We start from the raw sequence: 24,814 nt of genomic DNA on the forward strand, positions 1-24,814 counted from the left end.
CCTCTTGAGTATTAAGCTTATATCAGAAAACAAAATTATTATATGAAATCATTAAAATCACTATTAGTTTTAGTAGTAATTCTAACAATCGGAACTTCGGTAATGGCTCAAGGTGAAACGGCGGCGACAAGAAGTTATTCTGGTGAGGCAATTAACCTCTGGAATGCAGGAGAGTATAGTGAAGCTGCTGAAGCATTTAAATTGGCTGCTGAGAAAATCAATGTACGTAACGATAAAGCAAGACAAAAGAAAGGTTATTATACTTATATGTCAGGTCTTTGTTATGAATTATTGAATAAGCATGCTGCAGCTGAACAACAATTTGAAAAAGCTGTTTTAATGCGTTACTATGAGTATGAGCCAATTGTTTATTTCAAGAATGGTGAAATGGAAATGGCGCAATGTAAGCACAACGAAGCAAAAGAAAGTTTTGAAAAATATATGAAATTTGAAGCTTCTGAAACTGCAAAAAGAAGAATCGAATCTTGTGATTATTATGCAGAGCAAAGTCAAAATCCTACAAAACATCTTGTAACTAACGTAACAAAGCTTAATACTACTTTTTACGATTATGGAACAATCATTGATTCTAGAGGTCAAGAAATTTATTTTACTTCTTCTCGTCCAGGTTCAACAGGTGAGAATACAGATGGTATAACTGGTGAGAACTTCATGGATATTTGGGTGTCAAAAATTGATAGAAAAGGAAATTGGGGACAACCTGAACCAATGGCAGCGCCAATTAACTCTGCTGCAAGTGAAGGTTCTATTGTGTTTGATGAAAGAGGTAAGACAATGTGGTTCACACGTTGTATTGTTGATCCAGATTTAAATATTGGTTGTGATATCTATACTTCAGAAGCGAAAGGTAAAACTTGGAGTGAGCCAACTAAAATTGTATTGAAAGATCATGATACGACAAATGTTGGTCATCCGTGTGTTTCACCTGATGGTAAAACGTTAATCTTTGCGTCTAACATGGCTGGTGGATATGGTGGTCTTGATTTATGGTATTCAACTTATGATAGAAGATCAGATGCTTGGAGTTTGCCTGTAAATTTAGGACCAGAAATCAATACGAGTGAAAATGATTGTTTTCCAACTTGGGGTAAAAATGGTGAGTTATATTATGCTTCAAATGGCCTTGTTGGTTTTGGTGGATTAGATATCTACAAAGCTGCAAGAATTGGTGAAGAAAATAAATGGGAGAACCCAACGAACTTAGGTTTACCGATGAACTCATGTAGAGATGATTACCATATTCTTTATACAGTTCAAGAAAAAGAAGAAAGAGGATTTATCTCTTCTAATAGAAATGGATCTAAAGGTGATAACTCTCACGATATTTGGGATTTTTATTTACCACCATTGTTGATCGATTTAATGATTATTGTTGCTGATCAAGAAGAAGGTACACCAATTCAAGATGCGAAAGTTAAATTGGTAGGTTCTGACGGATCAAGCTACGACTTAACTACTGATGCTTCAGGTCAAATTAACTTAGGTGAAAAACCTGATGGAACAAGATATTTAGAGCCAGGTGCAACTTGGACTATTGAAATTGAAGGAATCGAAAAAATGTATTTAGGTGCTAATGATAACTTTACTACTGCTGGCGTTGGCACGAATACAAGAATTATTCGAAACTTAAAAATGTTGAATATCGAAAAACCATTGCGTTTACCAGAGGTACGTTACGCATTAGGTTCGGCTGAACTATTGGTTGATGAAACAATTAACTCAAAAGATTCATTAAACTATTTATATGATCTTTTAACAGAGAATCCAAACTTAGTAGTTGAATTGATCTCTCATACTGATTGTAGAGGTAGTGATGCAGCAAACAAAAAACTTTCTCAAGCAAGAGCTGAATCTTGTGTTAGATATTTAGTTGATGAAAAAGCTATTGATCCTGCTCGATTAATTCCTCGTGGTAGAGGTGAAGCTATTCCAGCAACCATCAAAGAGAAAAATGCAGCTGGTGACGTGGTAAGCGAAACTAAGTTGACTTGTGATTATGTAACGAAATTCAAAAAATCAGATCCTGAAAAATTCGATTACTACCACCAATTAAATAGAAGAACTGAGTGTGTTATTTTAAGTTTCGATTACGTTGCGCCAAATAAATCTGCCAACGGAGCGAATTAGATAAGACAAATAAATTATTATAAGCACTTATACACATTACTGTGTGTGAGTGCTTTTTTTATTTAAGTATAAATAGAACCAGTATAATGACAGATCAAAGATATAACTCAAGAGGTGTCTCGGCCTCGAAAGAAGATGTACACAAGGCAATAAAAAATGTAGACAAAGGTTTGTTTCCTCAAGCGTTTTGTAAAATCGTACCAGATCATTTAACTGGTGATGAAGATTATTGTATCGTAATGCATGCAGATGGAGCTGGTACGAAAAGTGCTTTGGCATATATGTATTGGAAAGAAACTGGTGATGTTTCAGTATGGAAAGGGATAGCACAGGATGCATTAATAATGAATATTGATGATCTTTTGTGTGTTGGAGCAACAGAAAATATTCTGCTGTCTTCGACTATTGGAAGAAATAAAAATAAGATTACAGGCGAAGTATTGTCTGCGATAATTAATGGTACTGAAGAATTATTAACTGAGCTGAGAGGGTATGGTGTAAATATCCACTCTACGGGTGGCGAAACTGCTGATGTTGGTGATTTAGTTCGTACGATAATAGTTGATTCAACTGTGGTGGCACGAATGAAACGTGAGGATGTAGTTTCGAATCATAATATTCAAGATGGTGATGTAATTGTTGGATTGGCATCATACGGTCAAGCGAACTATGAAACAGAATACAATGGTGGAATGGGTAGTAATGGATTGACAAGTGCAAGACATGATGTCTTCGAGAAATACTTGGCAACTAAATATCCTGAGAGTTTTGATGCAGAAATTCCTGAAGACTTAGTTTATTCTGGTAGTAAAAAACTAACGGACAAAGTTGATAACGCACCGTTAAATGCAGGTAAAATGGTATTGTCTCCAACTAGAACTTATGCGCCTATTATTAAGTCTATCTTAGACAAACACCGCAAAGAAATTCATGGTATGGTACATTGTAGTGGAGGAGCACAAACAAAGGTTTTACACTTTGTTAAAGATCTACACATTACAAAGAATAACATGTTTCCAATTCCTCCGCTATTTGATATGATCCAAAAGGAATCAAATACGGATTGGAAAGAAATGTATAAGGTATTTAATATGGGGCATAGAATGGAAATTTATGTACCAGAAAGCCTTGCGCAAGAAATTATTGAAATATCTGAAAGTTTCGGAGTACCTGCTCAAATTATTGGGAAGTGCGAGAAGAATGAAGGAAATAAATTAACAATTAATTCGCCTTATGGTGAGTTTATATACGAATAAAGAGCGTTTAATTAGGTTGAGATGAGTGATTTATTGCAAAAGTTAGAATCAATTTCTATTCGGTTTAATGAGGTGGGCCAACAGATTGTCGATCCCGATATCATTGGTGATATGGATCGGTATGTGAAGTTGACAAAAGAGTATAAGGATCTTCAAGCTTTTATGGATATTTATAAAGTCTATAAAGATGTGATGGGAAATATCGAAACTTCAAAAGAGATGATTGAGCTTGAAGATGATCCGGAAATGAAGGAGATGGCGAAGTTGGAATTAGACGAACTTTTACCAAAACGACAAGAATTAGAAGAGGAGATTAAGGTGATGTTAATCCCTAAAGATCCCGCTGATGATAAAAACGTTATTGTAGAATTACGAGCAGGTACAGGTGGAGATGAAGCATGTATATTTGTGGAGGATATCTACAGAATGTATAGTATGTATTTTAAGAATCGAGGTTGGAGAGTTGAATTGGTCAATTCGAACGAAGGTGGAACAAGTGGATATCGAGAACTTTCATTCGAAGTGGAAGGCGACGGTGTATTTGGAACATTAAAATTCGAATCAGGTGTTCACCGGGTTCAACGTGTACCGGAAACAGAATCGCAAGGACGTGTGCATACATCTGCTATTACAGTGGCTGTTCTACCAGAAGCTGAAGAAGTAGATATTGATCTGAATATGGCGGATGTCAAAAAGGATACTTATCGTGCATCAGGAGCCGGTGGTCAGCACGTCAACAAAACTGAATCTGCAGTTCGATTAACACATATACCTACAAATACTGTGGTGGAATGTCAAGATGGACGATCTCAACATAAAAACTACGAGAAAGCACTAACCGTTTTAAGATCGCGATTATACCAAGCTGAGCGAGATAAAAAGGACTTAGAACGATCTGCACATAGAAAATCATTGATCTCTACAGGTGATAGATCTGCAAAAATTCGGACCTACAATTATCCACAAGGAAGAATAACAGATCACCGTATCAATAAAACAATGTACAATTTGTCAAGCTTTATGAATGGAGACATTCAAGAAATCATTGACGCCTTGAAAATTGCTGAGAATGCTGAGAAAATGCAAGAAGGTACAAGCGTTTAATTTTTGCTAAATGAAGAAAGAAGAATTACTAAATAATATCCGACTAAAGAAATCATTCCTTTGTGTTGGTCTTGATGTTGACTTAGATAAAATACCGAAGTTCTTATTGGATTTTGAAGACCCAGTTTTCGAATTTAATAAACGAATCATTGATGCTACTAAGGATTATACAATAGCTTATAAACCGAATATTGCTTTTTATGAATGCTTAGGAAGTAAAGGTTGGGATGCGCTTAAAAAAACAGTAGACTATATTCCAGATAATATTTTCACTATTGCAGATGCTAAAAGAGGTGATATTGGAAATACATCAAAGAAATACGCAGAAACGTTTTTTGAGTACCTTAATTTTGATGCGGTTACCGTAGCTCCTTATATGGGCGTAGATAGCGTTACACCGTTTTTAGAATATGAAGATAAATGGGTTATACTACTAGGGTTAACTTCGAACAAAGGAGCGCTTGATTTTCAATTCTCAACTGATTTGAATGGTGAAAAGCTATACGAAAAAGTGATTAAGAAATCGATGGAGTGGGGTGAAGACGATCGATTGATGTACGTAGTAGGTGCGACTAGAGGTGAGTCTATTAAATCGGTTAGGGATATCAGTAAAAAACACTTTTTTCTTGTTCCAGGTATTGGTGCTCAAGGTGGTTCGTTATCTGATGTAGCAGAATTCGGATGGAATGATCAATGTGGCCTAATCGTAAACTCTTCAAGAGGTATTATATATGCTGGAAATGATCAAGACTTTGATGTTAAGGCTAAAGAAGCAGCGCAAGCAATTCAATCAGAAATGTCTATAATAATCGATGATAAAATAAAATTAGGCTTATTTTAGTAAGCTATGAGAGAAGAACGTTCGCCTGAAGAGATCCAAAATTCAATAGACGCAGCTAAAAGAGCGACGGCTAAAACTAAAATCGCTAATGAAAAAAAAGCGATCAAAAGTGGAAGGAATGCTTTATTGGTCTTAGGTATTTTGCAAATTATTTTGGCTTTGTATTATTATTACGGTCCTTATAATTTAGTGGAAAGTCTATATATTGACGGTGGCTTAGGTTTGTTTTTTATTGCGCTTTACTTTTATGCAGCAACTAATCCCAGGGTATCTTTTATAGTTGCCATTTCTCTTTATCTAATGACAATAATTTTTGTCGCCTTTGTCGATCCAACGACCTTATATAAAGGTATAATATTAAAAGCTGCTATTATTTACTATTTGTATACGGGAATTAAAGCGACCAAAAATTATGTGCAGCAGCAAACGGATGAAAATATTTTGGATCAGTCATATTCCGATACATTTGAAGAAATTCGTTAAAAATCATTTCAAATTCATACTTTTTAATTATCTTAAAGTCAAAACATTAACTTGACTGAAGATTATTTACAATATTGTTTTCGAGAAAAAATATTCGGTAATGCTTTCACTACATCTACTGGCGAACCTTTATCTATTATAGATTTTGGGACACATAATATTAATGCTGGTCCAGACTTTTTAAATTGTAAAATCAAGTATCAAGATAGAATTTGGGCAGGTCATATAGAGTTTCATATCAATGCCTCTGATTGGTTTAAACACAAGCATCAGTTCGATCCTAATTACGAGAATGTAATTGCCCATTTGGTTTTTAAACATGATAAAGATGTGTCAAGTGGTAACTATTTATTACCGACTGTTGAATTAGCCAATCAAATTGATGAAAAGCACTTTGAACAGTATAGAAAACTATTTGGCAGTACAAATTGGATTCCATGTGAAACACATCTTATAAATACTCCAGTTCAATTGAGTGAAAATATGAGATTAGATCTAGTTTTACAACGGCTAGAAAGGAAGTCTAATGAGATTTTAGCACAATTAAAAAGTAAAAATGGTGATAGAAAAAAAACATTTTACCAATCATTAGCGAAAACATTAGGAGGTAAAGTCAATGGAGCGTCTTTTGAACATCTTATTCAATTATTAGATTTCAGATGGTTTGCCAAAGTTAATTATGACCCCTTAAAAATAGATGCACTTATTTTTGGTTTGGCTGGATTCTTAGAGCAGGATGCCAATTCAGAATATCAAAAAAGATTGAAAGAAGAGTTCTTACATTTAAAACACTTATTCAGGCTGCAACCAATGTCGTTTACGAATTGGAAATATTCTAGAATGCGACCGAATGGATATCCAGACATTAGATTAGCACAATTGTCAGCAATATTTCAAATGAATATACCAATTTCAAACGTGAAAATGAGCAAATCAACACAATCACCGTTGAAAAATTTAACGCTTAACGAATTTTGGAAAGAACATTACCATTTTAATAAGGAAACAAAAGTTAAATCTTTCCAACTGTCAAAAGGATTGATCGACAGTATTAATATCAATACAATAGCACCATATCAATTTGCTATGGGTAAACTTTTACAACAGCAAAAACAAAAAAATGAAGTTGTTGAAAGTTTAGGATTAATAGCACCTGAAAAAAATTCAATTATAAAAAAGTGGAAAGAACTAAGAATAAATGTAAATTCAAGCTTTGATTCGCAAGCTTTAATAGAGTTGAAGAATGAAATGTGTGAAAATAAAAAATGTTTATTTTGTGATATCGGTAAAACAATTTTAAAGACATGAATTTAATTCAGAAAATAGCGTTATTCTTCGAGTTGAGATCCTTTGGGGTGAGTACTTGGTTCGCGCGAAAAATGCATGTGGATGTTTCCCGAGTTCGATTGTTTTTTATTTATGGTTCATTTATAGCTTTAGGTTCACCCGTGATTATTTATTTAATCATGGCCTTTGTTTTAGAACACAAGCATATATTTAAACTACAAAGAAAACGCAAATCAATTTGGGAAATCTAGATGTTATTAAATTATAGATATTTCGCAAAAGTATATTACGCCCTGTTTTTACTTGTGGTGGTAGTATTGTCAGGAACGTTTGGATTTATGATTGTTGAAGGTTGGTCGTTTTTTGACTCCTTTTATATGACAATCATAACTGTTTCGACCGTCGGTTTTAACGAAGTGAACCCGCTTTCAGATGGTGGTAAACTTTTCGCAGCATTTTTAATTATATCCAGCTTTGGTACTTTTGCATTCGCAATATCAGCGATTACTTCTTATATTGTAGGAGGTGAGTACAAGGCATATTTTCAAGAGTATAAGTCAATTAAATCAGTAAAAAAAATGCAAGATCATATTATTGTATGTGGATTTGGTAGAGTGGGAAGACAAGCTGCTCACGATTTGAAATTTTACGGAAAGAATTATGTCGTTATAGAAAATGACAATGAGGTAACGGAGGATAGAAAATTCCATGATATAACCTTTGTGAAAGGAGATTCAACAGAGGATCAAACTTTAATAACAGCGAATATTCAAGAAGCTACAGCCTTAATTACTGCGCTACCGAAGGATGCGGATAATCTTTTTGTGGTCCTTTCAGCGAGAGAATTAAATCCGAATATTAAAATCATATCGAGAGCCACAAGTTATTCATCCATGCGAAAATTGAGAATTGCTGGTGCAGATAATGTAATTATGCCCGATACTGTCGGTGGTGCACATATGGCTTCGTTGGTCGTAAATCCAAACATAATGGAGTTTATGGATTTAATTAAGGTATCAGGTAAAGCTGAAATTAATTTAGAGGAAATTTCTTACAATGACCTGCATGAAAACATGTTACATTCGACTATAGGTGATTTACAAGACAAATCGATGTCAGGTTGCAATGTAATAGGATACAGGGATGCGAGCGGGGAGTATATCATTAACCCAGCCAATGATATTAAAATAATGCCCAATTCAAAACTTTTCGTCTTGGGCAATCCCGAACAAATAAAAAGATTAAACAAAACTTTAGGAATAGATTAGATGAAAATTTTAGTAACAGGTGCTAACGGTCTTCTTGGACAGAAAATAGTCAGGCAATTATTAAAAAAGAAAATAGATTTTTTAGCAACCTCTCTAGGTGCTAACAGGAATTCGAATTGTCCAGACTCCGTCTATCAGTCATTAGACATCACAAATAATAAGGAAGTAGAGGATTTGATTCGTTCTTATCATCCCAATGCTATTATTAATACTGCGGCAATGACAAATGTTGATGCTTGTGAGAATGACGAGGTTAATTGTCGATTAATTAATGTTTCTGCTGTAGATTATTTATTTAAATCGGCTGAAAAAATAGGTGCACATTTTATTCATCTTTCTACAGATTTCGTTTTCGATGGTGAAGCGGGGCCATATATTGAGACGGATAAAAGAAACCCTTTAAGTATTTACGCCAAATCTAAAGTTGAAAGTGAAGATATTTTAATGGCGAGTGAATACAAGAATTGGTCGATTCTTCGAACGATTATTGTTTTTGGAGAAGGAGAAAATTTAAGTAGATCGAATATCGTTTTATGGGCAAAAGGGGCTTTAGAATCTGGTCAAGAATTAACGATTGTAGACGATCAATTTCGCGCACCAACTTGGGCTGATGATTTAGCATGGGCATGCCTTAAAACAGCAACTGCTCAAAAAAATGGAGTTTTTCATATATCTGGACCCGAAACTGTTTCCGTTTATAACTTAGTAAAACGAATCGCTAAATTCTGTAATTTCCCCGAAGAGCTTGTCAAACCAATCAAATCTGAGACTTTGAATCAAAAAGCAAAACGTCCTCCCAAAACTGGTTTTATTCTAGACAAAGCAAATAAAGAATTAGGTTACAAACCGATGAGCTTTGAGGAAAGTCTTAACCTACTTTTTGCTATGAAAAGTCTTTAATTTTTTTATATTTGTTAGATAGTGAATCTCAAATTTTATCCAAATAAATTTTTATGCACAAAATAATACTTACGCTTTTATCATTCTTGCCTTTTATAAACTTTGCTGCCGAGGAAGGTGTTGATCAAAAAATCGACCGTCTTTTCGGAGATTATACGGGGTGGTTTGTAGAATTTATATTCTATCAAATTGAATTTTCAGAGAACGTAAAAATTTATTGGGTACTTTTTCCATTAATCCTAGGTGCATTATTTTTTACTTTCTATTTCAAGTTTATCAATGTTCGAGGTTTACTTACTTCTATTCAAATTGTCAGAGGTAAATATGACGAATTAGATGAAAGGGATGATCACAAAGTTGAAGTTTCAGAAGGTGTACATTTAGTAGATGGAGATAACCCCGACACGATAAGAGTTGAAGGACATCAAGGTGAGGTTTCGCATTTCCAAGCCTTGACTGCTGCTTTGTCTGCTACGGTTGGTTTAGGAAATATAGCAGGTGTTGCAATCGCCGTATCAATAGGTGGAGCAGGTGCAACGTTTTGGATGATAATCGCAGGGTTTTTAGGAATGGCGACTAAGTTTGTCGAGTGTACATTGGGTGTGAAGTATAGAGAAATTGGTTCGGATGGAACGGTATATGGAGGTCCGATGTACTATTTACGAAAAGGTCTAGAAGCAAAAGGATTCAAAAAACTAGGTAGAGTTTTAGCAATCTTATTTGCAATAATGTGTATCGGAGGCTCATTTGGTGGTGGAAATATGTTCCAAGTTAATCAAGCTTTCCAATTGGTGGAGCATGTAACTGGTGGTAAAGAATCTATATTGAATGGTAATGGCTGGATTTTTGGAATTGTAATGGCTGTACTTGTTGGTATCGTGATTATTGGAGGAATTAAGAAGATAGCTAAGGTGACTGATAAGATTGTGCCATTTATGGTTGCTATCTACGTTTTAGCTGCAATCTTTATTCTCGTAATTAAATATGATGAAATTGGTGGTGCTTTTGTTGCAATTTGGGATGGAGCTTTCAGTCCTGTTGGAATTGCCGGTGGGGTAATTGGTGTTTTGATTCAAGGTTTTAAAAGAGCAGCATTCTCAAACGAAGCTGGAATTGGATCTGCTTCAATAGCACATTCTGCAGTTAAGACGAACAATCCAGCAAGTGAAGGAATGGTCGCCTTATTAGAGCCATTTATTGATACTGTTGTTGTTTGTACAATGACGGCGTTGGTACTTATCATTACAGGGAATGTGACTGCGGCGAATTCTTCAATGAATGATGCGCAAGCGATCTTATTAACTTCAACTGCTTTTGCCTCGGTTATTTCTTGGTTCCCTTATGTATTAACAGTAGCTGTAGTCTCATTTGCTTTTAGTTCTATGATTTCATGGTCTTATTATGGTTTCCAGGCTTGGTCATACCTTTTTGGTCGATCTAAAAAAGTTGAATATGCTTACAAAATATTATTTTGTCTTTTCGTGATTGTTGGCGCCGCTGCAAGTCTCGGGTCTGTGATTAATTTCTCTGATGCAATGATTTTCGCCATGATGGTACCTAATATGATTGGTTTAATTCTTTTAGCACCAAAAGTGAAAGAGGAATGGAGAAAATATACAGGTAAGATTAAGGCATATAAATTAGAGGGTAAAAAAGCTTGATATTGAAAAACTATTTTAATTTTTCTAAAATTGATAAAATTGGAGTAGTAACTCTTTCATTCCTTATTCTCATTCTTATAGTTTTATTGAATGTAGGCGGAAGATCTTATATTCCAGATCCTTTTCGATCTGATCAGTCAGATTTGATCGTGACGCAATTTAAAAAAGAAAAATTAGCGGAAGTAAAGGAATATAAAAGTCAACAATTCGAGAAAAAGGATAAAGAATCAATTCGTAATTTTGATCCAAATTCACTCGATAAAGAAGGATGGATTAAATGGGGTTTTTCGGATAAACAGGCGAATGCAATTCTGAATTATTTGAGTAAAGCAGGTCCGCTAGAATATAAAGAACAACTCAAAAAAATATATGTCATCAATGAATATCAATTCAATAAGATGTCACCTTATATTTTATTGCCAAGTCAAATAGATGCTGAAAGTAATTTGCCTATAGAACGGATAGAAATAAATACGGCGACAATAGAAGAATTAAAGTCGATTAAAGGAATTGGAGAGTATTACGCTTCATCAATTGTAGAGGCGCGCGAAAAGCATGGAGGATTCACAGATTTTAGTATGCTCAAGTCCTTTGCGAAGCTACCTAATGACGTTGACAGTCTATTAAATGAGCAATGTATTATCTCTCCCGATTTAATCCAAAAGCAAAATATAAATTCGATCGATAAAAGAACATTGAGGAAAATCCCTTTTATTAATTGGGAAATAACAGCTATGATTCTTGAAGAACGGTCTAAAAACAAGATTGAAACACTCGATTTCTTGACAGATTCCATATTAAGTAAGCAAAACAAGGCGCGGTTGCATCATTACTTCGATTTCTAACTGAGCTGGCAAAAAAAATCAAAGTGTGCTAATCCCAGTTTATTAATGAGCTTTTTTTAAAAGTTTAAGTTTGTTGCTGTGATTGAATTTCAAACTTAGAATAGCAAGTATAAAAGGCGCTAGCAACTATTTATTGATTCATTAACCTTTCTATATTTTTCCTTTTTTGATGTATCTTCGAACGAATTAATCCAACACTGGTGCTTGTTTCATTTAAGGGGCTATTATTTAATTTTTAATTCTTAAATTTACCACCCGAAATAACAGGAAGATTATGCTGATAAAAGAAAATGAGAACTCAAAAATGGTAAGACAAATGGTGAAAGATTTCGCTGAAAAGGAAATCCGACCTAAGATGATGGAATGGGATGAGGCACAAATCTTTCCAATTGAACTATTTAAAAAATTAGGTAATTTAGGTCTAATGGGTGTCATTGTTCCTCAAGAATATGGCGGAAGTGGCATGGGTTATTACGAGTATATTACAGTAGTTTCTGAAATTTCTAAAGTTTGTGGATCAATTGGATTATCGGTTGCTGCACATAACTCACTTTGTACTGGTCATATTTTATACCATGGATCAGAAGAACAAAAAAGAAAATATTTACCAAAATTAGCGACAGCTGAGTTTATTGGTGCTTGGGGTTTAACAGAAACAGGTACTGGTTCTGACGCAGGTGGAATGGCTACAACAGCTACAAGAGATGGTGATTTCTACGTAATCAACGGTTCTAAAAACTTTATTACGCATGCTATATCTGGTGACGTAGCAGTCGTTATCGTTCGTACTGGTGAAAAAGGCGATTCGCACGGAATGAGTGCTTTCATTATAGAGAAAGGAACACCTGGTTTTATGTCAGGTAAGAAAGAGAATAAATTAGGAATGCGTGCTTCTGAAACGGCAGAATTAATTTTCAATAATTGTCGTGTTCACAAAGATCAATTGATTGGTAAAGAAGGTGACGGCTTTATTCAAGCAATGAAAATTCTTGATGGTGGCCGTATTTCTATCGGGGCATTAGGTTTAGGAATTGCACAGGGAGCATTTGATGCTGCTGTAAAATATTCTAAAGAAAGAGAGCAATTCGGTAAACCAATCTCTCAATTTCAAGGTATCGCATTTAAGTTAGCTGACATGGCTACGAAGATAAAAGCTGCTGAATTATTGTTATTAGAAGCTGGATACAAGAAAAATGAGCATTTAAAAATGACTGTAGAAGGTGCAATGGCGAAATATTATACGTCAGAAATTGCTGTTCAAGTTGCTACTGAAGCAGTTCAAATATTTGGTGGATACGGCTATACTAAAGACTTTCCAGTAGAAAAGTTCTATAGAGATGCAAAGCTTTGTACCATAGGTGAAGGAACGTCAGAAATACAAAAGTTAGTTATTTCAAGAGAAATTTTAAAATAGATTTGTTAAAAAGTTTTTTTGCATTAACTTTGCAGCCTTGTTTAAGATATATAATAAAAAAAAGATATGTTAATAATACCATTGAAAGAAGGAGAAAATATTGAAAGAGCGCTTAAAAAGTACAAAAAGAAATTTGAGCGTACTGGAATGTTGAGAGAGCTAAGAGATAGACAAAATTTTACTAAGCCTTCAATTACAAACAGACAGATGAGACTTAAGGCTGCTTATATAGAGCAGTTGAGAAGAGAAGAAATGTAAGAAACATTTTCTTCATTCTACCGTATATATAGGGTATAGCTTTGCTGTACCCTTTTTTTATGCTTTATATATCCAATTTTATTGATCATCTAACACATGAACTGCGTTTTTCAGACCACACGGTTACGGCGTACAAGAATGATCTTGAACAATTTTGTCAGTATCTCGATTTAGAAAAAGATAGTGATCTATTAGAAGTTAATCATAGGTTGATGAGAACCTATTTGGTTGAATTGGTCGAGTCAGGTCTCGAAAATAGCTCAGTAAATCGCAAATTGTCCTCAGTCAAGTCTTTTTTTAAATATTTAAGACAAGTAGGGGTTGTTTCAACCAATCCGGCCATCAAAATACAGGCACTCAAACAAAAAAAAGTTTTACCGCAATTCGTTCCTGAAAAACAATTGTGGACAAGTGAGATTTTTGAAGAGGAAAGCGATGAATTTAATCAAGTAATGATTGAATTAATTTTAGAGGTTTTTTATCAAACTGGAATTCGACTTGCGGAATTGATAAATCTATCTGAAAAAAATATTGCAGCTACACAGATTAAGGTACTTGGAAAAAGGAATAAGGAAAGAATTATTCCTATAAGTAAAGATCTTTTTAATTTGATTTCTAAATATCGCAATCTAAAAACTATTGAATCCATAAAATCTGATTTGTTATTTAATACTAAAAAGGGTAAAAAATTAACAGCGAAGTTTGTTTATAGTAAAGTTAATTACTATCTTGGTAAGGCGACGAATTTGAGCAAAAAAAGCCCCCATGTTTTGCGTCATACCTTTGCAACACATATGTTGAACAATGGTGCTTCATTAGAATCTATCAAGAAACTTTTAGGGCATACAGATTTAACATCTACGCAGATTTATACGCACAATTCGTTTAAGCAAATTAAAACTATTTATAAACAAGCGCATCCTCGCGGTGCGAGCCAAGACTAGATTTAGACAAGGTTAAAAAAATCGGAAGGAATATGGATATTCAAGTGCATTCAGTACATTTTGATGCTGATAGAAAATTGTTGGACTTTATCGACAAGAAAATTGGAAAATTAGAACAGTACTTTGGTCATATTATTAATGGTGAAGTTTTTTTACGATTAGGGAATCCTTCAGAGCCGGAGAATAAGGTGGCAGAAATTAAATTATCGATTCCGGGAAAAGAATTGTTTGCAAAAAAACAATGTAAAAGTTTTGAGGAAGCGACGGACTTAGCGTGTGAAGCATTGCGTAAGCAAGTGACTAAGCATAAAGAAAAAAAATAGTATTCAAAGCTCGACAAACAGTCGAGCTTTTTTTATAACCAACAAAATTAATTTTGACATGATGAGAATATTTCTAATACTATTGGCTTTTACGTTGAGTACGCAAGGTTATTCACAAGCAAAAATCGCAGGTCACATTCTGCCGAAGGTTATGAAGGTCGGTGATCAATACTTAAAATTGAATGGAGGCGGCGTTCGAGAAAAAATGTTTATTGACCTTTATATAGCAATTCTTTATTTAGAAGCACCAACTACAAAAGCGAATGATATACTTACAGTAGACAAACCAATGGCGATTAAACTTAAAATAGTTTCGTCGATGGTTGACAAGGATAATTTTGAAGCAGCACTGCGCGATGGATTTAAAAAATCGACAAATAATAACGTTGCTCCCTACAAAGATCGAATTGAGAAATTAATTTCAGCTGGTTTTAAAGAAGAAATTACCGATTTAGATATCTATGATTTGATATATCAGCCAGGAATAGGAACGACTTTAATGAAAAACAATAAAAAATTAGTCACAATTGAAGGTTTAGACTTTAAGGATGCGTTGTTCGGAATATGGCTAGGGACGGCACCTGCGCAGGTAGATTTGAAGAAGAAAATGCTTGGAGAATAAAAAAAAGTAAAAAAAAAACGAAAAAAATTTAAAAAGGTATTGCTACAATAAAATAGTTTGATATATTTGCACTCCCGTTCTGAAAATAGCGGGAGTTTTTAGTTCTTTAAATAGATTAATTACAATTAAAATTTGCCTCTGTAGCTCAGCTGGCTAGAGCAGCTGATTTGTAATCAGCAGGTCGTGGGTTCGAGTCCCTCCAGAGGCTCTGCTTATTTTGATTGGGGAGATACCAAAGTGGCCAACTGGGGCTGACTGTAACTCAGCTGACTTCGTCTTCGTAGGTTCGAATCCTGCTCTCCCCACTTGAAAAACAATACCAATGTAATTAATTAAATAAGCGGGAGTAGCTCAGTTGGTAGAGCGTCAGCCTTCCAAGCTGAGGGTCGCGAGTTCGAGTCTCGTCTCCCGCTCAAATTAAAAGGGTTTTGGTTTTATTCAAAACCCTTTTGATTGAAACAGAATGAAATGGTAAAAACGGAGGTTTTGCCGATTAAGTATGTTAACGTATCTTTTTCGTTAGGTCTCGTTTCTACATTCATTGTGTCGATACTTGCTTGTCAGGTATAGGTACAAACTTTGGTTTTGCCAAAGTTGAAAATGTTGTAATGAGATGTGTATACTTGCCCTTTATAAGGTGTGCGCAAAAGTTTAAATTTCATTTTGAAATATTCTTTAATTCTCAAACAGTATTTTCGAAAATAGTTTAGTACAGATTTGACCGTGTTTACTGACATTATGTCTGGTAAATTTTATGGAATAATTAATGTTACTAAACGGATTAGGTTTGTGATATTGATTTATTATAAACTAGCTTAATTTTAAAAGCGCCGGTGTAGCTCAGGGGTAGAGCGTTTCCTTGGTAAGGAAGAGGTCATGGGTTCAATTCCCATCATTGGCTCTAATGGAAGAGAGTGTCCGACTTAGTCGGATATTTTGGGTTTTGTTAATTTTGATAATAAATAAAGTAAAAAGTAGATTATGGCTAAGGAAACATTTGATCGTTCCAAACCGCATGTGAATATTGGAACTATTGGTCACGTAGATCATGGTAAAACGACTTTAACGGCAGCAATTACTGTAGTTTTAGGTAAAGCAGGCGGTGCTGAGGTAAGAGATTTCGATACTATCGATAACGCTCCAGAGGAAAAAGAAAGAGGGATTACAATTAATACTTCACACGTGGAGTATGCAACTGCAACTAGACACTATGCACACGTAGATTGTCCAGGTCACGCCGATTATGTAAAAAACATGGTTACTGGTGCTGCTCAAATGGATGGTGCGATCTTAGTTGTTGCTGCAACTGATGGACCAATGCCTCAAACTAGAGAGCATATCCTATTAGGTAGACAGGTTGGTATTCCTAGAATGGTTGTATTCATGAATAAAGTGGATATGGTTGATGATGAGGAGTTATTAGAGCTTGTTGAGATGGAAATTAGAGAGTTATTATCTTTCTATGAATATGATGGTGATAATTCACCAGTAATTGCAGGTTCTGCATTAGGTGGACTTAACGGTGAGCCAAAGTGGGAAGCAACTATCATCGAATTGATGGAAGCTGTTGATAACTGGATCGAATTACCAATTAGAGAGGTTGATAAATCTTTCTTAATGCCAGTTGAGGATGTATTCTCTATTACTGGTCGTGGTACTGTAGCTACAGGAAAAATCGAAACTGGTGTTATTAACTCTGGTGAAGAGGTTGATATCTTAGGAATGGGTGACGAGAAATTAAAGTCAGTTGTTACGGGTGTTGAGATGTTTAGAAAAATATTAGATAGAGGTGAAGCTGGTGATAACGTAGGTCTTTTATTGAGAGGTATTGAAAAATCTCAAATTAGAAGAGGTATGGTAATCGCTAAACCTGGTTCTATTAAACCACACAAACAATTTAAAGCAGAGGTTTATATCTTGAAGAAAGAAGAAGGTGGACGTCACACTCCTTTCCACAATAAATATAGACCACAATTCTATATCAGAACGACAGATGTTACTGGTGAAATTATCTTAGGTGAAGGCCGTGAAATGGTAATGCCTGGTGATAACGTAACTATTACAGTTAATCTTATCGTTCCAGTTGCAATTAATCAAAACTTGAGATTTGCAATTAGAGAAGGTGGTAGAACTGTAGGTGCTGGTCAAATTACAGAAATCTTAGATTAATTCTAAGTTGAGATAAATTTTATGATGAGGATCCTCCCGATTTTTTTCGGGAGGGACCTTTTTCATATACGGGCGTAGTTCAATGGTAGAATGTCGGTCTCCAACACCGCTGATGAGGGTTCGAATCCTTCCGCCCGTGCAAAGTTTGGAAAATAGTATTACACGTTTGAAGGTTAATCCTGAAAAATAATTAATACAGTTTAACCAACAAACCTAGGAATGAAATAGAGTTAATCGAGGTTAACAATGTTACAGGTCGTCAGGTTAAAAAGATTAAAATTGAATGACTGAGAAATGTCCCAGTTATTGTTGAAATTAAAGTCAGCATTTGCTGAATAGAATAAATTAAAAATTAAGACAGTGGCGAATATTATACAATACATCGAAGAATCTTTTAGTGAACTTGTTCACAAAGTTACATGGCCAACTTGGCCTCAATTACAAAGTAGCTCAATAATTGTATTGGTAGCCTCATTAATTTTTGCATTAATTATTTTTGCCATGGATTATGTTTTTGGTATCAATGTTAAATATGAGAACCAATCAGCGAGCTTCCCTTTTTGGAAAGGAATTTTAGGTTTTTATTACCACATTATTGGCGCATATAATTAATATTTAGAATGGCAGAAATTAAAAAACGTTGGTACGTAGTACGAGCAATTGGTGGTAAAGAAAAAAAAGTTTTAGACGCTATTGAATTAGAAATTAAGCGTGCTAAGCTTGAACACCTTGTTGGTCAAGTATTAATTCCAACGGAAAAAGTTTACCAAATTCGTAATGGTAAAAAAATAAGTAAAGAAAGAAATTATCTTCCTGGATATGTCCTTATTGAGGCGTGTCTAGAAGGAGAGGTTTCTCACGTTATAAAGAGTGTGCCGAATGTTATCGGGTTTATGGGTGCTGTTAAAGGTGGTGACCCTATGCCGATGCGTGCAAGCGAAGTGAATAGAATTCTTGGTAAGGTTGATGAATTGGCTGAACAAGAAGAGGAGATGAATATTCCGTTCGTAGAAGGAGAAACTGTAAAGGTTATCGATGGTCCGTTTAACGGATTTAACGGTGTGATTGAAGGTGTGAATGAAGAGAAGAAAAAATTACAAGTAATGGTGAAAATTTTCGGCCGTAAAACTCCACTTGAGTTGAGTTATATGCAGGTTGAAAAGAACGCCTAGTTAAATTGTATTAACGTGTAGGAGTGCTGCTCGGGTGTAATAGAATGTTTCCCGTCCGAGAATAACAGTGCGATTGACTACAAAAACTATATATATAATGGCAAAACAAGTTGATGGATTAATCAAGCTTCAAATTAAAGGTGGGGCAGCTAATCCTTCACCTCCAGTAGGACCTGCATTAGGTGCAAAAGGGGTGAACATCATGGAGTTCTGTAAGCAGTTTAATGCTAGAACCCAAGACAAAGCAGGAAAAGTACTTCCAGTAGTAATAACAGTTTATGGAGATAAGTCTTTCGATTTTATCGTAAAAACTCCTCCAGTTGCTGTACAACTATTAGAAGCAGCTAAATTAAAATCTGGTTCTGCTGAACCTAATCGAATCAAAGTAGCAAAAGTAACTTGGGATCAAATAAAAGTAATCGCTGAAGATAAAATTCAGGATATGAATGCTTTTAAAATTGAGTCTGCAATGAAAATGATTGCTGGTACTGCACGCAGTATGGGTATCACTGTTTCAGGCAATTTTCCAGTATCTAATTAATTTAAGCAATGGGAAGAGTAAGTAAGAAAAGAAAAGAAATCCTGTCTAAGATTGACAAGGAGAAAGCTTATAGCGTTGCTGAAGCATGTACATTGATTAAACAAGTAACTACTACTAAATTCGATGCGTCTATTGATGTTGCAGTTCGTTTAGGGGTTGACCCTCGAAAAGCAAACCAAATGGTACGTGGAACAGTAGCTTTACCACATGGTACAGGGAAAGATGTAAAAGTCTTGGTACTTTGTACGCCAGATAAAGAAGCTGAAGCGTTAGAAGCTGGTGCTGATTTTGTTGGATTGGATGATTATATCACTAAAATTAAGGGTGGTTGGACTGATATTGATGTAATTGTAACTATGCCTTCTGTTATGGGGAAAGTTGGTGCGTTAGGTAGAATTTTAGGGCCAAGAGGTCTTATGCCGAACCCGAAGACTGGAACAGTAACAATGGATGTTGCAAAAGCAGTAACTGAAGTAAAAGCAGGTAAAATTGACTTTAGAGTTGATAAATTCGGAATTGTACACTCGGCTGTAGCGAAAGCTTCTTTCGAAAGTGACAAAATTGAAGACAACTTAAAAGAATTATTGTTGACAATAGTTCGTTTAAAGCCTACTGCTTCTAAAGGTACTTACATTAAAAGTATTTACTTAAGTTCGACAATGAGTCCAAGTATTAATATAGACGCTAAGGCGTTTGCGAACTAAATAACCCCGAAATTATGACAAAAGAAGAAAAATCGCAGTATATTAAAGACTTAGCTGTAAAATTGTCTGAGTCGGGTGTTTTCTATTTAACGGATGCTGCAGGATTAACTGTAGAGTCTGTTAACCAATTAAGAGAAAGATGTTTTAAGAATAATATTGAGCTACGTGTTGTAAAAAATACATTGCTTAAGAAAGCTCTTGAAAGAGTAGAGGATAAAAACTATGAAGAACTTTACGGAGTTCTTGCTGGTCCTACTGCTATCATGTTCGCTGAAGTTGGAAATGCTCCGGCAAAATTGATCAAGGATTTTAGAAAGAAAAATGATAAGCCCCTTCTAAAAGGTGCTTTCATTGATGAAGCTATTTTTACTGGTGAAGAGAATTTAGATTTCTTATCATCAATCAAAAGTAAAGAAGAACTTGTCGGTGAGATTATTGGACTTCTTCAATCTCCTGCTAAAAATGTTGTTTCTGGACTTAAAAGTGCAGGTGGTACATTGGCAGGTATTATTAAAACGCTTTCAGAAAAGGAAGCTTAATCAAATTATTAATCTAAATTAAAATTAAATAAAATGGCTGAATTAAAAGAATTCGCAGAACAACTAGTTAACTTAACAGTTAAAGAAGTAAATGAATTAGCTACTATCTTAAAAGATGAGTATGGTATCGAGCCTGCTGCTGCTGCTGCAGTTGCTGTTGCTGGTCCTGCTGCGGGTGGTGAAGCTGCTGCTGAACAAACAGAATTCGATGTAATCCTTAAAGCTGCAGGTGGTTCTAAACTTGCTGTTGTTAAGTTAGTTAAAGAATTAACAGGTAAAGGTTTGAAAGAAGCTAAGGAATTAGTTGATAGCGCACCAGCTGCCTTAAAAGAAGGTGTTTCTAAAGACGAAGCTAACGGTCTAAAAACTTCATTAGAAGAGGCTGGAGCTGAAGTAGAAATAAAGTAAAAATACTTAAGTTTTACAGGATAGGCACTGCTCAATTTGGGCAAGTGCCTACTCCTGTTTTATAGTTGAATATTTCGTATTCGTATTTTTTTTAACAAAATTATTTAGCCTTGGTACCAAATAACATCATTAAAGAAAGAATTAACTTTAGAAGTCAATCAGCGTTATTTCAATATCCTGATTTTCTTGATATTCAGTTAGAGTCTTTTAGACAATTCTTTCAGTTGGAGACAACGCCTGAAAATAGGAGCGACGAAGGTCTCTTCAAAGTATTTAGTGAGAATTTTCCAATCACTGATACAAGAAACCAGTTTGTCCTTGAATTCTTAGACTATTTCGTAGATCCGCCGAGATATACTATCGCAGAATGTATCGATAGAGGATTGACGTATAGTGTTCCCTTAAAGGCAAAATTGAAATTGTATTGTACTGATCCTGAACATGAAGATTTTGAAACTATTGTTCAAGACGTATATTTAGGTACAATACCTTATATGACCCCTAAAGGTTCTTTCGTAGTAAATGGTGCTGAACGTGTTATTGTATCGCAATTACATCGTTCGCCAGGTGTGTTCTTTGGACAGTCTCGCCACGCTAACGGAACAAAATTATATTCTGCAAGAATTATTCCTTTTAAAGGTTCATGGATCGAATTCGCAACTGACATTAACAGTGTTATGTATGCGTATATCGACCGTAAAAAGAAATTACCTGTAACTACACTTTTCCGTGCCCTTGGGTATGAAAGTGATAAAGACATTCTAGAAATTTTTGACCTTGCTGACGAAGTGAAAGCTTCTAAGGCTGGTTTGAAAAAAGTATTAGGTAGAAAATTAGCTGCTCGTGTTTTAAAAACATGGATAGAGGATTTCGTAGATGAGGATACTGGAGAAGTTGTTTCTATCGAAAGAAATGAAGTTCTTCTTGATCGTGAAACGATCATGGAAGAAGAGCATATTGACTTGATTCTTGATGCTGGTGTAAAATCAGTAATTCTACATAAAGAAAATATTAACTCAAATGACTTTGCAATTATTTACAATACGTTGCAAAAAGATACATCGAACTCTGAAAAAGAAGCTGTCGAACATATCTATCGTCAACTGAGAAACGCTGAGCCGCCAGATTTTGAAACTGCAAGAAGTGTATTTGAAAAATTATTCTTCTCTGATTCAAGATATGATCTTGGTGAGGTTGGTCGTTATAGAATTAATAAAAAGTTAGGACTTGATACCGATATGGATCAAAAAGTCTTGACTAAAGCTGACATTATTCTTATTGTTAGGTATCTAATTGAATTGATTAACGCGAAAGCGGAAATTGATGATATTGATCACCTTTCTAATAGACGTGTTAGAACTGTAGGCGAACAATTACATAACCAGTTTGGTGTTGGATTGGCGCGTATGGCACGAACTATTCGTGAGAGAATGAACGTTAGAGATAATGAGGTATTTACACCGATCGATTTGATCAACGCTAAAACTTTATCGTCTGTAATTAATTCTTTCTTCGGAACGAATCAGTTGTCTCAATTTATGGATCAAACGAATCCATTATCTGAGGTAACACACAAAAGAAGGCTTTCTGCCCTTGGACCTGGAGGTTTATCGAGAGAAAGAGCAGGTTTCGAAGTACGTGATGTCCATTATACACATTATGGTCGTTTATGTACTATTGAAACACCAGAGGGACCAAACATTGGTTTGATCTCTTCTCTTTGTGTATTCGCAAAAGTTAATAAATTAGGTTTCATCGAAACGCCTTACTGGTCTGTAACAAACGGTAAAGTTGATAATTCTGGTGTTCCAACTTATTTAAGTGCTGAAGAAGAAGAAAACAAAATTGTTGCACAAGCAAGTGCGGAAATTGATAAGAACGGTAAATTTGTAAATGACCGTATTAAAGCAAGACTTGAAGGTGACTTCCCGGTTGTAGCTCCTGATGCGATCAGTTTAATGGATGTTGGTACCAACCAAATTGCATCTATTGCCGCTTCATCAATTCCTTTCTTGGAGCATGATGATGCCAACCGTGCCCTGATGGGATCTAACATGATGCGTCAAGCTGTACCTTTATTAAAACCTAATTCTCCAATTGTAGGAACAGGTATTGAAGGTATTATTGCACGTGATTCTCGTGTATTGATTAACGCCGAAGGTGAAGGTGTGGTTGAATATGTTGATGCTGACGAAATTAAAATTAGATATAACTTATCTGAAGCTGACCAATTGGTAAGTTTTGATGGTGATGTGAAAACATATACACTTACAAAATTCCAAAAAACGAATCAAAGTACAACGATTAACTTGCGTCCGATCGTCTTAAAAGGTGATAAGGTAACAAAAGGTCAAGTGCTTTGTGAAGGTTATGCAACACAAGCTGGTGAATTAGCATTGGGTCAAAACTTAAAAGTAGCATTCATGCCTTGGCAAGGATACAACTTTGAGGATGCAATCGTTATTTCTGAAAAAGTTGTTAGAGAGGATATATTTACTTCTGTTCATATCGATGAGTATTCGTTAGATGTGAGAGATACTAAACGTGGTCTTGAAGAATTAACTGCTGATATTCCTAACGTTTCTGAAGAGGCTACAAAAGACTTAGATGAAAACGGAATTATTCGTGTTGGTGCTGAAATTAGAGAAGGTGATATCTTAATTGGTAAAATTACGCCAAAAGGTGAAACTGATCCGTCTCCAGAAGAAAAACTATTAAGAGCAATCTTTGGTGATAAAGCTGGTGATGTAAAAGATGCATCTTTAAAAGCATCTCCTTCTTTAAGAGGTGTTGTAATCGCTAAGAAATTGTTCTCTAGAGCAATTAAAGATAGAAAGACAAAAGCAAAAGATAAGCCAATGTTGGCACAATTGGATGCTGACTATGATGTGGAAGCTGGACAGTTGAAAGGTGTTTTAATTGATAAATTATTAAAAATTCTTGAAAACCATAAAGCTGCAGGTGTATTTAATAACTATAAAGAAGAAATTCTTAAAAAAGGTGTTAAATTCTCTGAGAAAAACTTGATGACTGTTGACTTTAGTATCGTTAATCCAAATGATTGGACAACGGATGCTGATACAAACAAGTTGATTCAACGTGTTCTTCATAATCACTCTATTAAGGCAAATGACTTATTAGGGATTTATAAAAGAAAGAAATTTCAAATTTCAGTTGGTGATGAATTACCAAATGGAATTGTGAAAATGGCGAAAGTTTATGTTGCTAAGAAACGTAAATTGAAAGTTGGAGATAAGATGGCAGGTCGTCACGGTAATAAAGGTATTGTTGCAAATATCGTACGCCAAGAAGATATGCCGTTCTTAGAGGATGGAACACCGGTTGATATTGTATTGAACCCGTTAGGTGTACCTTCTCGTATGAACTTAGGTCAAATTTATGAAACAGTTCTTGGTTGGGCTGGTGATGAATTAGGTGTTAAGTTTGCTTCACCAATTTTTGATGGTGCTTCAATCGCTCAAATTAATGAATATACTGATAAAGCTGGAGTACCTAGCTTTGGTAGATCTTATTTGATTGATGGAAATACTGGTGATCGTTTTGATCAACCTGCTACGGTAGGTATCATCTACATGTTGAAATTAGGTCACATGGTTGATGATAAGATGCACGCACGTTCAATCGGACCATACTCATTGATTACGCAGCAACCACTTGGTGGTAAGGCTCAGTTTGGTGGTCAAAGATTTGGTGAGATGGAGGTTTGGGCATTAGAGGCTTATGGAGCGTCTAATATCCTTAGAGAAATCCTTACTATCAAGTCGGATGACGTAATGGGTAGAGCTAAAGCTTATGAAGCAATTGTTAAAGGTGAGAATTTCGGTGAACCTGGAATTCCTGAATCTTTCAACGTATTGTTAAATGAGTTGGCAGTTCTTGGACTTAACATAATCTTGGATTAAGAAC

The 24,814-nt window shown here is 35.1% G+C and carries 23 protein-coding genes and 5 tRNA genes; all 28 read left to right on the plus strand.

From position 1 onward, the window contains the following. Window positions 1–42: 42 nt before the first annotated feature. Window positions 43–2,148: an OmpA family protein gene (locus tag T367_RS0105355; RefSeq protein ID WP_027418919.1), complete on the plus strand. Its 2,106-nt coding sequence runs from the start codon at window positions 43–45 to the stop codon at window positions 2,146–2,148. 86 nt (window positions 2,149–2,234) lie between these two features. Beyond that, on the plus strand, window positions 2,235–3,404 hold the full coding sequence (locus T367_RS0105360; protein WP_027418920.1) for an AIR synthase related protein: 1,170 nt from the start codon (window positions 2,235–2,237) through the stop codon (window positions 3,402–3,404). A gap of 21 nt (window positions 3,405–3,425) precedes the next feature. Then, window positions 3,426–4,508, plus strand: coding sequence for a peptide chain release factor 1 (prfA, locus tag T367_RS0105365; protein WP_027418921.1), 1,083 nt, complete (start codon window positions 3,426–3,428; stop codon window positions 4,506–4,508). A 10-nt stretch (window positions 4,509–4,518) separates the two neighbouring features. Continuing rightward, window positions 4,519–5,349 carry an orotidine-5'-phosphate decarboxylase gene (gene pyrF / locus T367_RS0105370; protein ID WP_027418922.1) on the plus strand — a complete coding sequence of 277 codons (831 nt, stop codon included), beginning with the start codon at window positions 4,519–4,521 and terminating at the stop codon, window positions 5,347–5,349. 6 nt (window positions 5,350–5,355) lie between these two features. Further along, the gene (locus T367_RS0105375; protein WP_027418923.1) at window positions 5,356–5,832 is read left to right on the plus strand and encodes a hypothetical protein; all 477 of its coding nucleotides are present in this window, start codon (window positions 5,356–5,358) and stop codon (window positions 5,830–5,832) included. 51 nt (window positions 5,833–5,883) lie between these two features. Next, on the plus strand, window positions 5,884–7,140 hold the full coding sequence (locus tag T367_RS0105380) for a DUF2851 family protein (protein WP_027418924.1): 1,257 nt from the start codon (window positions 5,884–5,886) through the stop codon (window positions 7,138–7,140). 284 nt (window positions 7,141–7,424) lie between these two features. Further along, window positions 7,425–8,387 (plus strand): potassium channel family protein, encoded by a 963-nt coding sequence (locus T367_RS0105390; protein ID WP_245593024.1) that lies wholly within the window; start codon window positions 7,425–7,427, stop codon window positions 8,385–8,387. Continuing rightward, the gene (locus tag T367_RS0105395) at window positions 8,388–9,287 is read left to right on the plus strand and encodes an SDR family oxidoreductase (RefSeq protein ID WP_027418927.1); all 900 of its coding nucleotides are present in this window, start codon (window positions 8,388–8,390) and stop codon (window positions 9,285–9,287) included. A 53-nt stretch (window positions 9,288–9,340) separates the two neighbouring features. After that, complete coding sequence (locus T367_RS0105400; protein WP_027418928.1) at window positions 9,341–10,948, plus strand: alanine/glycine:cation symporter family protein; 1,608 nt, start codon at window positions 9,341–9,343, stop codon at window positions 10,946–10,948. Between the two features lie 2 nt (window positions 10,949–10,950). Beyond that, window positions 10,951–11,793 carry a helix-hairpin-helix domain-containing protein gene (locus T367_RS0105405; RefSeq protein ID WP_035842644.1) on the plus strand — a complete coding sequence of 281 codons (843 nt, stop codon included), beginning with the start codon at window positions 10,951–10,953 and terminating at the stop codon, window positions 11,791–11,793. Window positions 11,794–12,067: 274 nt separating this feature from the next. After that, window positions 12,068–13,207 carry an acyl-CoA dehydrogenase family protein gene (locus T367_RS0105410; RefSeq protein ID WP_027418930.1) on the plus strand — a complete coding sequence of 380 codons (1,140 nt, stop codon included), beginning with the start codon at window positions 12,068–12,070 and terminating at the stop codon, window positions 13,205–13,207. 66 nt (window positions 13,208–13,273) lie between these two features. Beyond that, complete coding sequence (rpsU, locus tag T367_RS0105415; protein ID WP_027418931.1) at window positions 13,274–13,465, plus strand: 30S ribosomal protein S21; 192 nt, start codon at window positions 13,274–13,276, stop codon at window positions 13,463–13,465. A gap of 59 nt (window positions 13,466–13,524) precedes the next feature. Next, on the plus strand, window positions 13,525–14,409 hold the full coding sequence (locus T367_RS0105420) for a tyrosine-type recombinase/integrase (RefSeq protein WP_027418932.1): 885 nt from the start codon (window positions 13,525–13,527) through the stop codon (window positions 14,407–14,409). Between the two features lie 32 nt (window positions 14,410–14,441). Next, window positions 14,442–14,732 carry a ribosome hibernation-promoting factor, HPF/YfiA family gene (gene hpf, locus T367_RS0105425; RefSeq protein WP_027418933.1) on the plus strand — a complete coding sequence of 97 codons (291 nt, stop codon included), beginning with the start codon at window positions 14,442–14,444 and terminating at the stop codon, window positions 14,730–14,732. 58 nt (window positions 14,733–14,790) lie between these two features. Continuing rightward, complete coding sequence (locus T367_RS0105430; protein ID WP_027418934.1) at window positions 14,791–15,354, plus strand: chalcone isomerase family protein; 564 nt, start codon at window positions 14,791–14,793, stop codon at window positions 15,352–15,354. A 134-nt stretch (window positions 15,355–15,488) separates the two neighbouring features. Further along, window positions 15,489–15,562: transfer RNA gene (locus T367_RS0105435), tRNA-Thr, on the plus strand. A 15-nt stretch (window positions 15,563–15,577) separates the two neighbouring features. Further along, window positions 15,578–15,659, plus strand: a tRNA-Tyr gene (locus T367_RS0105440). A 35-nt stretch (window positions 15,660–15,694) separates the two neighbouring features. After that, window positions 15,695–15,767 (plus strand) — tRNA-Gly (locus T367_RS0105445). Window positions 15,768–16,183: 416 nt separating this feature from the next. After that, a tRNA-Thr gene (locus tag T367_RS0105450) sits at window positions 16,184–16,255 on the plus strand. A gap of 80 nt (window positions 16,256–16,335) precedes the next feature. Further along, a complete protein-coding gene (gene tuf / locus T367_RS0105455) occupies window positions 16,336–17,523 on the plus strand; it encodes an elongation factor Tu (protein ID WP_027418935.1) in 1,188 nt (395 codons plus the stop codon). Window positions 17,524–17,591: 68 nt separating this feature from the next. Beyond that, window positions 17,592–17,662 (plus strand) — tRNA-Trp (locus tag T367_RS0105460). 221 nt (window positions 17,663–17,883) lie between these two features. Continuing rightward, a complete protein-coding gene (secE, locus tag T367_RS25540) occupies window positions 17,884–18,135 on the plus strand; it encodes a preprotein translocase subunit SecE (RefSeq protein ID WP_051568375.1) in 252 nt (83 codons plus the stop codon). A gap of 8 nt (window positions 18,136–18,143) precedes the next feature. Next, window positions 18,144–18,695, plus strand: coding sequence for a transcription termination/antitermination protein NusG (gene nusG / locus T367_RS0105470; protein WP_027418936.1), 552 nt, complete (start codon window positions 18,144–18,146; stop codon window positions 18,693–18,695). Between the two features lie 97 nt (window positions 18,696–18,792). After that, window positions 18,793–19,236, plus strand: a complete 444-nt coding sequence (gene rplK, locus T367_RS0105475) for a 50S ribosomal protein L11 (protein ID WP_027418937.1) — start codon at window positions 18,793–18,795, stop codon at window positions 19,234–19,236. Window positions 19,237–19,244: 8 nt separating this feature from the next. After that, window positions 19,245–19,940, plus strand: a complete 696-nt coding sequence (rplA, locus tag T367_RS0105480) for a 50S ribosomal protein L1 (RefSeq protein WP_027418938.1) — start codon at window positions 19,245–19,247, stop codon at window positions 19,938–19,940. 14 nt (window positions 19,941–19,954) lie between these two features. Continuing rightward, window positions 19,955–20,479 (plus strand): 50S ribosomal protein L10, encoded by a 525-nt coding sequence (gene rplJ, locus T367_RS0105485; protein ID WP_027418939.1) that lies wholly within the window; start codon window positions 19,955–19,957, stop codon window positions 20,477–20,479. A gap of 33 nt (window positions 20,480–20,512) precedes the next feature. Next, complete coding sequence (gene rplL / locus T367_RS0105490; RefSeq protein ID WP_027418940.1) at window positions 20,513–20,887, plus strand: 50S ribosomal protein L7/L12; 375 nt, start codon at window positions 20,513–20,515, stop codon at window positions 20,885–20,887. A 110-nt stretch (window positions 20,888–20,997) separates the two neighbouring features. After that, on the plus strand, window positions 20,998–24,810 hold the full coding sequence (gene rpoB, locus T367_RS0105495) for a DNA-directed RNA polymerase subunit beta (protein ID WP_027418941.1): 3,813 nt from the start codon (window positions 20,998–21,000) through the stop codon (window positions 24,808–24,810). The last annotated feature ends 4 nt before the right edge of the window (window positions 24,811–24,814 follow it).

This window comes from Crocinitomix catalasitica ATCC 23190 (assembly GCF_000621625.1).
Lineage (GTDB): Bacteria > Bacteroidota > Bacteroidia > Flavobacteriales_D > Crocinitomicaceae > Crocinitomix > Crocinitomix catalasitica.

Coding starts and splice junctions, on each gene's coding strand:
- T367_RS0105355 (WP_027418919.1), top strand. CDS start 43: ATGAAATCATTAAAATCACTATTAGTTTTAGTAGTAATTCTAACAATC.
- T367_RS0105360 (WP_027418920.1), top strand. CDS start 2,235: ATGACAGATCAAAGATATAACTCAAGAGGTGTCTCGGCCTCGAAAGAA.
- prfA (WP_027418921.1), top strand. CDS start 3,426: ATGAGTGATTTATTGCAAAAGTTAGAATCAATTTCTATTCGGTTTAAT.
- pyrF (WP_027418922.1), top strand. CDS start 4,519: ATGAAGAAAGAAGAATTACTAAATAATATCCGACTAAAGAAATCATTC.
- T367_RS0105375 (WP_027418923.1), top strand. CDS start 5,356: ATGAGAGAAGAACGTTCGCCTGAAGAGATCCAAAATTCAATAGACGCA.
- T367_RS0105395 (WP_027418927.1), top strand. CDS start 8,388: ATGAAAATTTTAGTAACAGGTGCTAACGGTCTTCTTGGACAGAAAATA.
- T367_RS0105400 (WP_027418928.1), top strand. CDS start 9,341: ATGCACAAAATAATACTTACGCTTTTATCATTCTTGCCTTTTATAAAC.
- T367_RS0105410 (WP_027418930.1), top strand. CDS start 12,068: ATGCTGATAAAAGAAAATGAGAACTCAAAAATGGTAAGACAAATGGTG.
- rpsU (WP_027418931.1), top strand. CDS start 13,274: ATGTTAATAATACCATTGAAAGAAGGAGAAAATATTGAAAGAGCGCTT.
- T367_RS0105420 (WP_027418932.1), top strand. CDS start 13,525: ATGCTTTATATATCCAATTTTATTGATCATCTAACACATGAACTGCGT.
- hpf (WP_027418933.1), top strand. CDS start 14,442: ATGGATATTCAAGTGCATTCAGTACATTTTGATGCTGATAGAAAATTG.
- T367_RS0105430 (WP_027418934.1), top strand. CDS start 14,791: ATGATGAGAATATTTCTAATACTATTGGCTTTTACGTTGAGTACGCAA.
- tuf (WP_027418935.1), top strand. CDS start 16,336: ATGGCTAAGGAAACATTTGATCGTTCCAAACCGCATGTGAATATTGGA.
- nusG (WP_027418936.1), top strand. CDS start 18,144: ATGGCAGAAATTAAAAAACGTTGGTACGTAGTACGAGCAATTGGTGGT.
- rplK (WP_027418937.1), top strand. CDS start 18,793: ATGGCAAAACAAGTTGATGGATTAATCAAGCTTCAAATTAAAGGTGGG.
- rplA (WP_027418938.1), top strand. CDS start 19,245: ATGGGAAGAGTAAGTAAGAAAAGAAAAGAAATCCTGTCTAAGATTGAC.
- rplJ (WP_027418939.1), top strand. CDS start 19,955: ATGACAAAAGAAGAAAAATCGCAGTATATTAAAGACTTAGCTGTAAAA.
- rplL (WP_027418940.1), top strand. CDS start 20,513: ATGGCTGAATTAAAAGAATTCGCAGAACAACTAGTTAACTTAACAGTT.